This is a genomic window from Streptomyces sp. R44, from assembly GCF_041053105.1.
Lineage (GTDB): Bacteria > Actinomycetota > Actinomycetes > Streptomycetales > Streptomycetaceae > Streptomyces.
The window spans coordinates 6,921,105-6,935,436 of sequence record NZ_CP163444.1 but is presented as its reverse complement, the minus strand read 5'-3'; the positions used below and the strand labels follow the sequence as shown (position 1 = coordinate 6,935,436).

Here is a 14,332-nt window from a genome sequence, read left to right as displayed (position 1 = left end):
CGCGCTATCCGACCCTGCCCCGCACCAGGGGCAGGGACAGCGTCCCCGTGGACTCGGGGGCGCTGACGACGGTCACCGGCTTGATGCCGCGGTTGCCGGAGTACGCGGTGTCGCTCGCGGCGACGACGAACTCCAGCCGGTGGCCGGACTCGTAGCGGTGGACGATGCCCGGCAGCTCGACGGTGAACGGCCGGGTGACGTCGGGGACGCGTACGGGCGCGACCAGCCGGTTCACCAGGGTCTTCGTGCCGTCGGGCGCGACGTCGTACAGCTTCGCGAAGAGGACGAGCTTGTCGGCGGCGTCGCCCGAGTCCTGGACGCGCTCGGCCGCCGGGGACACCACCCGGAGGGTCGCCCTGGGCGCGCCGACGAGGTCGACGGGCTCGGTGAGCGGGGCGCTGCTCCAGCCGAGGTAGGTGCCGGCGATGTCGTACGGCCGGGGGTCGGGGAGCCCGATCATGCCGGCGAGCGAGGACTCCGAATGGCTGGTCGGGACGAGCCAGTTGCTGTACCGGCGGGAGCCGCGGGCGACCTTCGTACGGTTGTCGACGAGCTTGCCGTCGCCGGAGAGGTACAGCTTCTGGCTGAGCGCCGGGACCCGGTCGGAGGTGCCGTAGCCGCTCTGTCCGTCGCGGTACCAGGCGAAGGCGGGGCCGGGGTCCGCGGCGGCGTTCTTCCGGAGGTACCGGTCGAACCAGGCGAGGACGCGCTGCCCGACGTAGCTTCCCTCCGGGTTCCCGAGGTCGAGTTCGCCCGGCCGTTGTCCCCCGCTGTGGCCCCAGGACTGCCAGATCATCCGGGTGTCGACGCCCCGCTCGCGCAGCTTGTCGTAGGTGGCGCGGGCCTCGTTGAGGTTGAACAGGCTGTCGGACTGGCCCTGGACGATCAGGGTGGGGGCGGTGATCCGGTCGAGGTAGGAGACCGGGGAGACGCTGCGGGCGTAGGCGAGCATCCGCTCGCTCGCGGCGGCCGGGTAGCGGCCGGAGTCGAGCAGCTTGATGGTGTCGCAGGCGTCGGTGACGAAGTGCAGGCAGCCGAGGGAGTTGATCCGGCTGGGGTCGAGCGACGGGGAGAGCAGGGGCTGGCCCTCGCCGATGAGGTAGAAGCCGTTGGCCCACTGCCATTTGAAGACGCCGGGGGTGTTCCGGTCGGCGGCGTTGGGGGCGAGCGCGTACGCGAGGTCGTTCCAGGTGATGAGGGGGACGAGAGCGTCGATACGGGGGTCGACGGAGGCGGCCGCGAGCTGGACGGCGCCGCCGTAGGAGCCGCCGATCATGCCGACGCGCGGGTCGTCCGCGGCGTCCCGGGTGACGAAGTCGGCGCGGGTGCCGTCGTCGGCGGCGCGGCTGCCGGCGAGGAAGTCGACGAGGCGGGCTGCTGCCCTGCCGTCGGCCTCCGGGGCGTCGAGGGATATCAGGCAGCCTGACTTCCCGAAGCCGAGGCCCGAGTAGACGAGGCCGACGTAGCCGCGCTCGGCGAAGGCCCTGCCGATGGCGGCGGTGGATCCGTCGCTCTTGCTGCCGCCGAAGCCGTTGGTGGCGAGGACGGCGGGCGCGGGGTGCGCGGCGTCCACTCCGGCCGGGCGGTAGAGGTCGGCGTCGACGGTGCAACTCCGGCCGCCCGCCTCGACGGTGAACCGGAGCGGGGTGACGGTGTACGGGGCGTCCTCGGGCTCCGCGCCGGCGGCGGGCGCGGCGAGGGCGAGCGGTGCGGCGAGCGCGGCCGCACCGGCCACGAGCGCGAGGACCTTGCGGGATCGGGGCACGGCACGGGACACGGAGACCTCCACGCTGAGGGCGGCGCCGGGAGACCCGGGTACCTACCGACTGGTAGGTACCCGGGGCAGCGCCCATGCTGTGACACGTGTCATAGCCCCGTCAACGCACCGGACGAAGGTTGTTGACGCAGATTCAGTGAAGGTGGCGCGCCCCGCTCCGGCGGCCGGGTCCCGCGATCCCCCGCCCGCCCCTCGATGGGAGAATGGCGGCATGACAGGCGCTGAGGAATTCAGACCCGAATCGGAGCGGGTGACGCGCGCGCTGCGCGACCAGATCATCGACGGGACCCGGGCACCCGGCAGCAGGCTGGTGGAGCGGGAGATCGCGGCCGAGCTGGACGTCAGCCGGCTGCCCGTCCGTGACGCCCTGCGGGACCTGGTCGCGGAGGGCCTGGTGACGCCGCGGCCGCGCACCTGGGCCGTGGTCCGTGAGTTCAGCGCGTCCGACATCTCGGACCTCGGCGAGGTCCGGTCCGCCCTGGAGATCCTCGGCTTCCGGCTCGCCGCGCAGCGCCGCACCCGGGCGGGGCTCGCCAAGCTCCGCGCCGACCTCGACGCCGAACTGGCGGCGGCGGCCAAGGGCGACGGCCCGGCCGCGCGGCGGGCGGCCGCCGACTTCCACGAGACCGTCACGGAGCTCGCGGACAACGCGCTGCTCAGCGAGCTCAACGCGACGCTGCGCAGCCGGATGCGCTGGATGCTCGGACAGCACGACGACTTCACCGTCGTCGCCGAGGAGCACGCGGAGCTGTACCGGGGGATCGAGGCGCGGGACGTGGAGCGTGTCGAGAAGCTGGCCCTGCGCCACCTGGAGACGAGCCGGGACGAGGCCGCCGCACACCAGCGCAGGACGGCGGCGGAGTAACCCTCCCGGCGCCGTCGGCAGCGGGTCACGATCGATCCGACCTCATGATCGAACTCGCCGGGCGGGGTCGCGTCGGCGTCGTACGGACGTGGGTCCGTTCAGCGCAGGGCCGGTGCGTCCAGGGTGAGCGTGCCCGTGTCCGCGTCGAGTACGGCGGGCAGGCCGAGCGGCAGCGTCAGGGCGGTCGGGCTGTGTCCGAAGCCCATCTCCTCCAGGACCGGCACGCCGAGGCCGCCGAGCCGGTCGGCGAGGACCGCGCGCACCTCCTCGTACGGGCCGCACTCCTCCCAGGAGCCGAGGCCGACGGCCGCGACCCCGTCGAGCCAGCCGGAGCGCAGGAGTTGGGTCAGGATGCGGTCGAGGCGGTACGGCTCCTCGCCCACGTCCTCCAGGAGCAGCAGCCCACCGCGCGCCGAGGCCCGTCCGTGCGGGGTGCCGAGGTCGGCGGCGAGGAGGCTGACGCAGCCGCCGAGCGTCACGCCCCGGGCGCGGCCCGGCACCAGGGCCCGTGCGGTCGCCGGGGCGAGCGTCAGGACGGTCTCGGGCGCGAAGAGGGTGGCCCGCAGCGACTCCTGGGTGGTGGCGTCCGCGAGGAACGTGCCGGCGGCGACCATCGGTCCGTGCAGGGTGGCGAAACCCGCGCGGACGGCGAAGGCCTCGTGCAGGGCGGTGACGTCGCTGTAGCCGACGAACGCCTTGGGCCCGGCCGCCCGGATCGCCGTCCAGTCCATCAGGTCCACCATGCGCTGGGCCCCGAATCCGCCGCGCGCGCAGAGCACGGCGGAGACGGTGGGGTCGCACCAGGCCTCGGTCAGATCGCGGGCCCTCGCCCGGTCCGTCCCGGCGAGGTACCCGAGGGTGGGGTGGGCGTCCAGGACGTGCGGGGCGACGACCGGTTCGAGACCCCAGCCGCGCAGGACGTCGAGCCCGGCGGTGAGCCGCTCCTCGGGTATGGGCCCGCTGGGGGCGACGACGGCGACCCGTGCCCCGGGCGCGAGCCGCTCGGCCCGGGCCAGGGCGTCCACCGGGGTCACCTGCGGTACTCCAGATCCGCCGTGTCCGGGCGCTCGATCCCGAAGGTCCCTACGTACAGCGCGAGTTCGGCCTCCAGCGCCCGGATCATGGTGTCGGCCCTGCGGAAGCCGTGCCCCTCCCCCTCGAAGGCGAGGTAGGCGTGCGGGACGCCCCGGCCGGCCGTGCGGGCGAGGAAGCGCTCGGCCTGCGCGGGCGGGCAGATGACGTCGTCGAGGCCCTGGAGCAGCAGGAACGGGACCGTGACCCGGTCGACGTGCTCGATGGGCGAGCGCTCCTTGTAGCGGGCGGGCACCTCGTCGAGCGGTCCGATCAGTCCGTGGAGGTACTGGGACTCGAAGTCGTGGGTCTCGTCGGTGGCCCAGCCCCGCAGGTCGAGGATGGGGTAGATGATCGTGCCGCAGGCGTACACGTCGGTGGAGACGAGGGACGCGGCGGTCGTCCAGCCGCCCGCGCTGCCGCCGCGCACCGCGAGCCGGGCCGGGTCGGCGGTGCCCTCGGCGGCGAGCGCCGCCGCGACGGCCGCGCAGTCCTCGACGTCGACGACGCCCCACTGCTCGCGCAGCCGCTCCCGGTACTCCCGGCCGTAGCCGGTGGAGCCGCCGTAGTTGACCTCGGCGACGCCGATGCCCCGCGAGGTGAAGTAGGCGATCTCCAGGTCGAGGACGAGCGGGGCGTGCCCGGTGGGCCCGCCGTGCGCCCAGATCACATAGGGCGGCAGCTCGCCCTCGGGCCCGGTGAAACCGGGGTGGTGGGGTGCGTAGACCTGTGCGTGGATCTCCCGCCCGCCGGGGCCGGTGAAGGTGCGGATCCGGGGCTCGGGAAGGTGGGCGGGGTCGACGGCGTCGCTGTGCGCGGCGCCGACGACCCGGCTGCGGCCGGTGCAGGTGTCGAGCTCGACGAGCTCGTAGGAGCGGTGCGGTCCCGCGGCGACGCCGACCACGCGGGTGCCGTGCGCGGCGAGGGTGGAGGCCCACTCCGTGCGGGTGCCGCCCGCGTCGACGAGGGCGCGGCGCTCGGGGTCGAGGATCCCGAGGGTGGTGGTGCCCCTGCCGTGGACGACGGCGATCAGCCCGTTCTCCAGGGGCGTGAACCAGCGGAGTCCGATCTTCCAGAGCGGGCCGCCGAACTCATCGGCGCGCGGGCAGAGCGCCTCGGGTTCCGCGAGGCCGCCATCGGTGTCCACCTCCGCGCGGTAGAGGTTCCACCAGCCGGTGCGGTCGCTGACGAACAGCAGCCGGCCGGCCGCGTCCCAGTCGACCTGCGGGATCGACTCGGCGATCCCCCCGGCGACGGTCCTGGCCTCGCCGAAGGTGCCGTCGGTGGTGACCTCGGCGAGCAGGACCTCGGTGCCGTCCCAGGGCATCCGGGGGTGGTCCCAGGCGAGCCAGGCGGCCCGGCGGCCGTCCGGGGAGAGCCGGGGTCCGGTCACGAACCGGTGGCGGCCGTCGGAGAGTTCACGGACGGCGGTGCGGTCCTCGGCGGCCGAGCCGTCGAGGGGCACGGCGGCGAGGACGCGGCGCACGTCGGTCGGCGCGGGACCGGTGAACTCCTCCAGGACGCACCAGACCTCGCCCCGCTCCGGGTGGATCACCGGGTCCACCCAGCGCAGTCCGCCGCCGACGGCGGAGACCGGGGTGAGCGGCCGCGGCTCCGCGCCGGGGGCATCGGGTTCGTACGCGTAGAGCCGCTGGTCGGGGAAGTGGCAGAACACGGCGAGCGGTCCGTCCGCCGGGCGCGCGACCGCGGCCCACGGCTGCCCGCCGTACTCGATCACCCGGCTGCGCACGTTCCACGGGGCGGGCAGCAGGCTCTCCTCGGTCCCGTCGGCGCGCCGCCGGACGAGGGCCCGCCGGCCGCCCTCCTCGGGACGGGGCGCGGTCCACCACAGCTCGTCGCCGACGGTGCCGAGGTACTCGGGACGTCCGTCGCGCGCGGCGGCGAGCGCGGCGCTCACGGGTGAAGGCCAGCTGCCGTACCCGGCCGTGGTCGTGGCCATGGAGTCTCCCCCTGTCATGGGCCTGTCTCCCCCTGTCACGGGCCTACGCGGACTTCAGATAGTGGTCGAGCACCCGGACGCCGAAGTGCAGGGCGTCCACCGGGACCCGCTCGTCGACGCCGTGGAAGAGCGCCCCGTAGTCGAGGTCCGGGGGCAGCCGGAGCGGCGAGAAGCCGTAGCCGGTGATCCCGAGCCGCGAGAACTGCTTGGCGTCGGTGCCGCCGGACATGGTGAACGGCACTACGTGCCCGGCCGGGTCGAAGCGCTCGACGGCGGCCCGGAGCTTGGCGAAGGTCGGCGAGTCGACCGGGGCCTCCAGGGGCACCTCGCGGTGGTGGAACTCCCACTCCACGTCGGGTCCGGTGAGCTGGTCCATGGTCGCGGCGAACTCCTCCTCGGAGCCCGGCAGCATCCGCCCGTCGATGTAGGCGACGGCCTGGCCCGGGATGACGTTGACCTTGTAACCGGCTTCGAGCATCGTCGGGTTGGCGCTGTTGCGGACGGTCGCCTCGACGAGGGCGGCGGCGGGGCCGAGCTTGTCGAGCAGGAGGTCCACGTCCAGGTCGGGGGCGCTCGTGTCGACGTCGATGCCGTACAGCGCGGCCAGTTCGGTGAGGGCCGCGCGGACGGTCGTGGTGAGACGGACCGGCCAGGCGTGGTTGCCGATCCGGGCGACGGCCGTGGCGAGGCGGGTGACGGCGTTGGCCGTGTTCACCTTGGAGCCGTGGCCGGCCCGGCCGTGGGCGGTGAGCTTGAGCCAGGCGGTGCCCCGCTCCCCCGCCGCGATCGGGTAGAGGGTGGTGCCGGGCTGCGGGTGGAAGCTGAACGCCCCGGACTCGCTGATGCCCTCCGTACAGCCCTCGAAGAGGGCGGCGTGCCGGTCGGCGAGGAAGCCGGAGCCGTCCTCGGCGCTGGCCTCCTCGTCGGCGGTGTAGGCGAGGACGATGTCCCGGCGCGGGCGGATGCCGTGGCGGGCCCAGTTCCGGACGACGGCCAGGACCATCGCGTCCATGTTCTTCATGTCGACGGCGCCGCGCCCCCACACGAGGCCGTCGCGGACCTCGCCGGAGAAGGGGTGCACGGTCCACTCCGCGGGGTCGGCGGGCACCACGTCCAGATGGCCGTGGACGAGGAGCGCCTCGGCCGAGGGATCGGTGCCGGGGATCCGCGCCACCACGTTGGTGCGGCCGGGGGTCCGCTCCAGGAGGGTCGGCTCGATCCCCGCGTCCGCGAGCCGCTCGGCGACGTACTCGGCGGCCGGCCGCTCGCGGCAGTCGCCGCCGCCCCGGTTGGTGGTGTCGATGCGGATGAGCTCGGAGGTGAAGGTGACCACCTCGTCGAGCGCCGTCGTGTCCGGGCCCCGGACCTCCTCAGCCATACTGCTCCTCCACCGCGGCCGAGACGATGGTCGTGACCGCCTTGAACGTGCGAATTGCCTCGTACATCGTCTCGCTGGTGTACGCGACGCGCCGCTCGCCGCTCCGCGCCACGCCGGGAACCACCGTGGCGGCGGCGCCCAGGTGCTCGGCGTCGAACTCCAGCTCCACGGTGAACGGGCCGCCCCGGACCGGCTCGTGCCGGACGGCGAGCGCGGTGGCCGTCTTGGCGGCGGCCCGGATGTCGGCGGCGGTCCTGGCCGGTGTCCGGCACACCGCCGCGTACCGCGAGACGTGGTCCTTGACGGCGACCTTGGGCGCCTCCGGCGCGTACCCGAGGGCGTCCTCGCAGGTCAGGTCGTCCCCGGTGACGAGGACGACGGGCACGCCGTACTCCGCGACCACATGGGCGTTGAGCACGCCCTCGCTCGCCGGCTCGCCGTTGAGCCAGACCCCGGTGATGGAGTTGGCGAGGTAGGTGTGCGCGAGGACGCCCTCGGCACCGGCGCCGGTGTGGTAGCCGACGAAGGCGATGCCGTCGACGTCCCCGTGCTGCACGCCCTCGACCATCGACAGGGACTTGTGTCGCCCGGTGATCATCTCGGCCCGCTCGTCGAGCTGCTCCAGGAGCAGGTTCCGCATGGTCGAGTGCGCCTCGTTGATGAGGACCTCGTCCGCGCCGCCGTCGAAGAAGCCGAGCACGGCGGCGTTCACGTCGGAGGTGAACATCGCGCGGCACCGCTCCCACTGGGGCGTGCCGGGCATCACGTCGGCGGGCCAGGTCACACCGGTCGCGCCCTCCATGTCGGCGCTGATGAGGATCTTCATGCCTGGCACCGTACGCGCCGCCCGGCCGCCCTACCACCCCTGTGGATAACCGCCGTTGGAGTGGACCACTGGCACCCACCGGACGGCCGTACGGATCACCGGGCCGGTTCCGGATACCGCCGCGGGTCCTCCTCCGCGAACCGGCGCAGCGCGGCGGCGGCCCGCTGTTCGGGCGGGGTGCCGTCGTCGGGGAGCAGCCACACGTACTGCCGCGGCTGCACGTCCGGCGCGCCGCCGGCGGTCGGGGGCAGGTCGTCGTACGTGATCACGGTGGTGTCCGGATCGCCGAAGTCCGTGCCCGTCCACCCCTGCCGCAGGTCCCAGCGGGCGAGGAGTTCCGGCCGCTCGCGCAGCCCTCGGGCGATCAGCCGGGCGGTGTCCCGGGCCGGCCAGCTCCAGCCCCGGTCCTGCTCGGCGCGGGCGACCTCCGTGTCGTACGCGTCGGCGTCGAAACGGAGGACGGGGAGGTCGGGCAGGCCGCGCGGGGCCCCGGGCCGGCTCCAGTCGCCCCACACGACGTACCGCCCTTCGCGCCGCACCGTGACGTAGAGGGCGCCGCAGCAGCCCTCACTGCAGTACGCCTCGGCGAGCCGGACCTCACGGGGCTCGTCCCCGGCGCGCAGGGCGCCGGTGTCGAGGGTCCGTTCGGGCACGTCGCCGGGCCCGGGGCCGAACGCCCAGGGCACGAAGGGCCGGCCGTCGACCAGGAAGCGCGTCTCGACGGCGTCCGGGTCGCCGGGGTCGGCGACGGCGACCTCGATCCGCAGCCGCGACACGGGGCACGGCTCCGCCGGGGCGGTGATGGCGCGGAGGCGGGGTGCCGTAGCGCGGATCCACGCGGCCCGCCGCCGCGTCCTCGGGTCGGCGTCGGCCTCCGTGTCCGGCTCCGTGTCCGGCTCCGTCGGCTCCCCGACGGCCGCGAGCAGGGCGCCGAGGACCTGCTCGCGGCGGCCGGGCGGCCAGTCGAGGAGGTGCGAGGCGCCGCTGTGGAGGTCGAGGGCGAGGGACAGCAGCCGGGCTCGGCGGTCGAGGCCGGTCGCCGGGGCCTCGCCGGCCACGCGCGCGGTGATCGCCTCGTACAGGTCCCTGGCGTCGCCGTACCGCAGCAGCGCGATCGCGTAGTCGCGGCGGCTCGTCATCCGCGTCAGCAGGAGCACCGCCTGGGCGAGCAGTTCGGGGTCCCGGGGGTGGGCCCGGAGGAGTGCGGGGAGCCGGGTGGCCTCCGCGATCCACCGCGCCCGGCCGGGCCCGACGTCCCGGGGGCTCTCGGCCCGCACTCCGACGACGAGTGCTCGGAGGTCGCTCGTACGGCCGGAGACGAGGGCGTCGGCGAGGGCGCGCAGTCCGGTCTCCCGCGCACCGTGGGCCAGGCCGACCGTCGCGGCCGCCTGCGGGTCGAGCGGTGCGAGGGCCTCGACGGCGGCGGAGTCCAGTCCGTCGAGCATCCCGAGGTCGCGCAGGTACGGCACGTCCTCGGGTTCGCCGAGGACGCTCAGGAGCCCGATTCCGGCGGCCACGCCGACGAGGGTGGTCCCGGTCCGGACGAGGAGGCGGCCCAGAGCGCGGGCGGCCGGTTCGTCGGGGTGGTCGAGGGTCGCGGCGGCCCGCAGGACGGTCCGGTCGCGGACCCCGGTGGCCACGAGGGCGGCTTCCGGGTCGGCGCGGGGGGTGTCGAGCAGGCTGCGGAGGACGTCCTTCACGCGGGCGCATGCCTCGCTGTGGCGGGGGCCGGGGCCGCGGGGGCGCGGAGTGCGTGCGGAGTCGGGGAGGGGGTGGCCGCCCCGGGGGACGGGCGCGCCGCGCAGGCGGCGGGCGTGGTCGGACAGGGCGGGGGCGAGCGTCGAGCGCTCGTACGAGGCGCTCACCGCGCGGGGTGGAGCTCGATTCCGTGAGTCATGGGGGCATGGTGTCCTGGTGACGGCCTGGTGCGCCACCCGTTTGGCGGACGTCGAATCGGACGAAACATCGCCAACGGGTGCGTATAGGCTGTCGGCCGCAGTTGTCGTTGTCGACCTTCCGGAGAGCTCTCGGTGACCATCGCCTTCACCCCGTCCGAATCCGCGCCCGTCGAGACCGAGCCCGTCGTCGTTCCTGAGCCCGCCGGGCCCGTGATGGCGGAGGAGCCGGAGTTCTGGGAGCCGTCGGCTCCCGAGCCCCAGGAGCCCCTGGGGGCCGAAGCCGCCCAGGACGAGGACGACGTGCGGGACTCCCGGGACCACGACCCCGTCGTCGTCCGTGACGCCCAGGACTTCGGGGTCTACGCGCGGACCGGTGGCTGGACCTTCGCCCTGAAGGTGGCCCGGAGCGTCCGTCCCGGCGGCCAGCCCGCCGAGGGGACCGCCCGGACGAAGGTCTCCGCGAAGGCCTTCGCGGAGCTCGCGGGTTGCTCGCCCGAGCGGGTCATGCGGTACTACAGGGCCTGGGACATGGCGGCCGACGATGGTCTGGTCCCGCAGTTCGAGGTCCTGGTGCCGGGCGAGGACATCGAGCTGCCGGACGCGGACGTCTGGCTGTCGTACTACACCTCCCGCAACAGCGCGTCCTCCGTGCGCGGTCAGGCGATCACCGCGGCGGCCGAGGCCGAGGGCATCCGGCCGACGAAGGCACTGGAGGTCGCGGAGAACCCGACGGCGCTGCGGGCGGCGATCCTCGCCGACCCCGGGACGGCGGAGGCCGCGCGCGGGGCGCTGCTCGACCGGATGAAGGAGGACCCGGCGCTCCAGACGGAGATGGCCCGGGCCTTCGCCCGTACCGACGACCTGAAGAAGGCGGTGGCGAACGAGGCGAAGGCCGCCGACCGCATCGGGTACGTGCGCCAGATCGTCGAGAACGGCCAGATCAAGACCCCCGCCGGGCAGACCGTGGAGGCGCCGGCCGAGCTGCGGGCCGAGGCCGAGCGGCACCTGTCGCTCCTCGACGAGCTGGACGACTCGGAGGAGGCGGGCGAGTGGGCCGGCGAGGCCTACGACACGGTGAAGGGCCTGGTCGCCAAGGCGGTCGAGGAGGATCCGGCGCTGCGCGTCCAGGAGCGGCGGACGAAGTTCTACAACAGCCTGCAGAAGGCGACGAAGGTCTTCGAGGAGCTGACGCTCGACGAGGTGATGGAGGAGGACATCTACGAGGCGGACATGCTCCAGCGCCTCGAAGCCCTCCAGGAGGCGATCGGCACCTGCATCAGCGCGCTGCGCAAGGCGACGACCACCTCCTGAGGCCCCCGGTCAGTCCTCGTGGCCGAGCTGGAGGTCGCGCTCGGTGCGGCCGCCGCCGGCCACCTGGAGGACGGTGGCGACGGGCGGGTACCCGGCGGCGATGACCGTGTACTCGCCGGAGGACAGGTCGATGAAGCGGAAGGTGCCGTCGGCGCCGGTGGTGAGGGTGTCGACGACGTTGCCCGCGGCGTCGAGGAGGGTGACCCGGGCGTCCTCCACGGGGCGCCCTCCCCCGGCCCGCACGGTGCCGCGCAGCACCGCGCCGCCGGCCAGTTCGATGTCCTGGCGGGTCTCGCGGGAGGACTGGACGCTCACGGGGAGCGCGGCGGGCCGGAAGGCGGGGGCGCTGGCGGCGAGCGTGTACTCGCCCGCGACGAGCTCGCCGATGACGTACCCGCCCTCGCGTCCGCTGCGGGTGGAGGCGACGACCTCGCCGCGTACGTCGGTGAGGGTGACGGCCGCGTCACGCACGGGCGTGCCGTCGGCGGTGACGACGCTGCCCGCGAGCCGTCCGGCGCCGCCGAGGACGACGTCGAGCTCCACCGGCCGGTCGCCGACCGTGACGGAGACGGCCTGCGGCTGGTGGCCGCCGGCCGCCGCGATCAGCACGTACGCGCCGCCGCCGGGGACGCTGAGGGCGTACCGGCCGTCCTCGCCGCTGGCGCCGCGGCCGATCTGCCGGCCCTGGACGTCGATGAGGGTGAGCGCGGCGCGGGGGACGCGGCTGCCGTCGTGGTGCTGGACGGTGCCGCAGACGGGCACGCCGGAGTGCGCGGGGGTGACGGCGGCCGGGGCGGGGGCGGCGTGGCGGGCGTGCGGCACGGCCTGGGCGGCGGTCTCGAAGGCGATGTCGGTGGCCTCGGTGAGGGGGCTGTGGTGGGACACCAGCGGTTTCTCCTTGAGGAAGAAGGCGAGGACGAGGCCGAGTACGAGGACCGGCACGAGGTAGAGGAAGATCCGCGGCATCGCGTCCGCGTACGCCTGGATGTACGCGTCGCGCAGGGCGGGCGGCAGGCTGTGGACGGTCCCCGGAGTGATCGATTCCGCGGGCGGCGGTGACACGGTGCCGCCCTGCGCGAGGACGCCGGCGAGCCGGTCGCCGAGGGCGTCGTCGAGCCGGGAGGCGAAGAGGGTGCCGAAGACGGCGGCGCCGACGCTGCCGCCGATCTGGCGGAAGTAGGTGTGGGCGCTGGTGGCGGTGCCGAGGTCGGCGGGGCGGACGGAGTTCTGCACGGCGAGCACGAGCACCGGCATGACCAGGCCGATGCCGGTGCCGAGGACGGCCTGCCAGAGGCTGTGCTGGAGGCGCGGGGTGTCGGTGTCCATGCGGGAGAGCAGCCACATGCCGAGGACGGAGACGGCGCCACCGATCACCGGGTAGATCTTGTAGTGGCCGGTGCGGCTGATGAGCTGGCCGGAGACGACGGAGGCGATGACGATGCCGCCCATGAGCGGCAGCATCAGGAGGCCGGACTCGGTGGCGGAGGCGCCCTCGACCATCTGCAGGAAGCTGGGGAGGTAGCTGGCGGCGCCGAAGAGCGCGATGCCGACGACGGCGCCGACGAGGGCGGTGACGGTGAAGACGGAGTCGCGGAACAGCCGCAGCGGGATGAGGGGTTCGGGTGCGAAGTGCTCGACGACCAGGAAGAGCAGGGTCGTTGCGGCGGCTCCGCAGGCCAGGCCGAGGATGACCCGGGAGTCCCAGGCGTACTCGGTGCCGCCCCAGCTGGTCAGCAGGACGAGGCAGGTGGAGGCGGCGGCGAGGAGCAGGGCGCCGAGGACGTCGAGGCGCGCGCGTGCGGTGGGCTTCGGGAGCTTGAGGACGGCGGCGACGACGGCGAGGGTGAGGAGCCCGAAGGGCACGTTGAAGTAGAAGCACCAGCGCCAGGAGACGTGGTCGGTGAAGAAGCCGCCGAGCAGCGGACCCGCGACGGAGGCGAGGCCGAAGGCGGCGCCGATCAGGCCCATGTAGCGGCCGCGTTCCCGGGCGGGGACGATGTCGGCGATGATCGCCTGGACGCCGATCATGAGGCCGCCGGCACCGATGCCCTGGATGGCGCGGAAGGCGATGAGCTGGTCCATCGTGCGGGACCAGCCGGCGAGGCCGGAGCCGATGACGAAGACGACGATCGCGAAGAGGAAGACGCCCTTGCGGCCGAGGAGGTCGCCGAGCTTCCCGTAGACCGGCAGGCCGATGGTGGAGGTCAGCAGGTAGGCGGTGATCGCCCAGGACATCCGGTCCAGGCCCTGGAGTTCGCCGACGATCTTCGGCAGGGCGGTGGCGACGATCATCTGCTCCAGCGCGGCCAGGAGCAGCGCGAGCATGAGGCCGCAGAAGACGAGCCGGACGCGGCGGGGGTCGAGGCCGGCGGGTCCCGGGCCGGCCGGTGGGGCGGGGTCGGCGGGCGGGGGGTCCAGGGGTTCCGCTTCCCCCGTGGCGTCCTCGACGCCTTTCACGATCGTGATCGCACCCACGTGTCTGCTCCCCTCGTCACGGCGTCTGCGCCGCGCCATTCTTCGCATTGCGCGCGAAGGGGGAGCAAGTCGGGCGGTACGGGAGGACGGTGGCGCGCGGGCGGGTGAACGTCCCTGCACTACGGCGCACTTGGGTCGCTCATCAGCGCGTTTACGAGAAGGCCCGCGCCCCCGGTACGCGGTCGCGCGGGTACGGGGGGTGCGGGCGATCCACTCGAATCGGTGAACGCTCCGGGCGTTACTTCTCGACCTCGTCCGCCAGCTTGGCGAGCAGGGCGTCGTAGATGCGGCCGAGACCCTTGGGCGCGAACGTCTTCTCGAAGAAGCCGCCGATGCCGCCGGCGCCGTTCCAGACGGTGGTCACGACGGCGCGGGACTTGCCCTCGCCGGCGGGGGTCACGGTCCAGGTGGTGACCATGGAGGAGTTGCGGTCCTTCTCGACGAGCTGCCCGTCGGTGGGCTCGGTGACCTCCAGGAGGCAGTCGCGGACGCGCTTGCTGGTGGCCTGGAGCTTCCAGTGGACGAGGGTGCCCTCGCCGTCGCCGCCCTCGCGCACCTCGTACTCGCTGAAGTGCTCGGGGAGCACCTTCGCGCGCGTACCGCTGTAGTCGGCCAGCGCGTCGAACACCGTCTCCGCGTCGGCGGCGATGATCCGTTCGGTGGTGGCCTCGACCTGCGCCATGGACTTCCTCCAGCTTGTGGTTCCTCAGGGGTGTGGGCCAAGCGAACCACGTGGGCTCCGGCGGGCGAAATCCGGGTTGCAACGATCAA

The 14,332-nt window shown here is 74.1% G+C and carries 10 protein-coding genes; 2 read left to right on the top strand and 8 right to left on the bottom strand.

Annotation, left to right across the window (positions count from 1 at the left end):
* Nucleotides 1-4: 4 nt before the first annotated feature.
* Nucleotides 5-1,789 (bottom strand): CocE/NonD family hydrolase, encoded by a 1,785-nt coding sequence (locus AB5J54_RS32375; RefSeq protein WP_369147458.1) that lies wholly within the window; start codon nt 1,787-1,789, stop codon nt 5-7.
* Nucleotides 1,790-1,988: 199 nt separating this feature from the next.
* On the opposite strand from AB5J54_RS32375, the gene AB5J54_RS32370 reads away from it, so the two are divergent.
* Nucleotides 1,989-2,642, top strand: a complete 654-nt coding sequence (locus tag AB5J54_RS32370) for a GntR family transcriptional regulator (RefSeq protein ID WP_369147457.1) — start codon at nt 1,989-1,991, stop codon at nt 2,640-2,642.
* A gap of 98 nt (nt 2,643-2,740) precedes the next feature.
* Here AB5J54_RS32370 and AB5J54_RS32365 read toward each other — a convergent pair whose 3' ends face one another.
* The 5 genes from AB5J54_RS32365 to AB5J54_RS32345 form a co-directional block, all read right to left on the bottom strand.
* Complete coding sequence (locus AB5J54_RS32365; protein WP_369147456.1) at nt 2,741-3,676, bottom strand: LD-carboxypeptidase; 936 nt, start codon at nt 3,674-3,676, stop codon at nt 2,741-2,743.
* Nucleotides 3,673-5,673 carry a prolyl oligopeptidase family serine peptidase gene (locus AB5J54_RS32360; RefSeq protein WP_369147455.1) on the bottom strand — a complete coding sequence of 667 codons (2,001 nt, stop codon included), beginning with the start codon at nt 5,671-5,673 and terminating at the stop codon, nt 3,673-3,675. The genes AB5J54_RS32365 and AB5J54_RS32360 overlap by 4 nt, the downstream gene beginning before the upstream one ends.
* A 43-nt stretch (nt 5,674-5,716) precedes the next feature.
* Nucleotides 5,717-7,051, bottom strand: coding sequence for a M20/M25/M40 family metallo-hydrolase (locus AB5J54_RS32355; protein WP_369147454.1), 1,335 nt, complete (start codon nt 7,049-7,051; stop codon nt 5,717-5,719).
* Nucleotides 7,044-7,877, bottom strand: coding sequence for a M55 family metallopeptidase (locus tag AB5J54_RS32350; RefSeq protein ID WP_369147453.1), 834 nt, complete (start codon nt 7,875-7,877; stop codon nt 7,044-7,046). Before AB5J54_RS32350 ends, AB5J54_RS32355 begins: the two co-directional genes overlap by 8 nt.
* A gap of 95 nt (nt 7,878-7,972) precedes the next feature.
* Entirely contained in the window at nt 7,973-9,742 is a 1,770-nt protein-coding gene (locus tag AB5J54_RS32345) for a hypothetical protein (protein WP_369147452.1), read from the bottom strand.
* Between the two features lie 165 nt (nt 9,743-9,907).
* Between AB5J54_RS32345 and AB5J54_RS32340 the strand changes: the two genes are divergently transcribed.
* Nucleotides 9,908-11,086, top strand: coding sequence for a hypothetical protein (locus AB5J54_RS32340; RefSeq protein ID WP_369147450.1), 1,179 nt, complete (start codon nt 9,908-9,910; stop codon nt 11,084-11,086).
* Nucleotides 11,087-11,095: 9 nt separating this feature from the next.
* On the opposite strand, the gene AB5J54_RS32335 is transcribed toward AB5J54_RS32340, so the two are convergent.
* Both AB5J54_RS32335 and AB5J54_RS32330 read right to left on the bottom strand, forming a co-directional pair.
* Nucleotides 11,096-13,561 (bottom strand): MFS transporter, encoded by a 2,466-nt coding sequence (locus AB5J54_RS32335; protein WP_369147449.1) that lies wholly within the window; start codon nt 13,559-13,561, stop codon nt 11,096-11,098.
* Nucleotides 13,562-13,799: 238 nt separating this feature from the next.
* Nucleotides 13,800-14,243, bottom strand: coding sequence for an SRPBCC family protein (locus tag AB5J54_RS32330; protein ID WP_351190252.1), 444 nt, complete (start codon nt 14,241-14,243; stop codon nt 13,800-13,802).
* Between the last annotated feature and the right edge of the window lie 89 nt (nt 14,244-14,332).

Bases quoted from the DNA above. Each gene is read 5' to 3' on its own strand.
- AB5J54_RS32370 (WP_369147457.1), top strand. From the start codon at position 1,989: ATGACAGGCGCTGAGGAATTCAGACCCGAATCGGAGCGGGTGACGCGC.
- AB5J54_RS32360 (WP_369147455.1), bottom strand. From the start codon at position 5,673: ATGGCCACGACCACGGCCGGGTACGGCAGCTGGCCTTCACCCGTGAGC.
- AB5J54_RS32355 (WP_369147454.1), bottom strand. From the start codon at position 7,051: ATGGCTGAGGAGGTCCGGGGCCCGGACACGACGGCGCTCGACGAGGTG.
- AB5J54_RS32350 (WP_369147453.1), bottom strand. From the start codon at position 7,877: ATGAAGATCCTCATCAGCGCCGACATGGAGGGCGCGACCGGTGTGACC.
- AB5J54_RS32330 (WP_351190252.1), bottom strand. From the start codon at position 14,243: ATGGCGCAGGTCGAGGCCACCACCGAACGGATCATCGCCGCCGACGCG.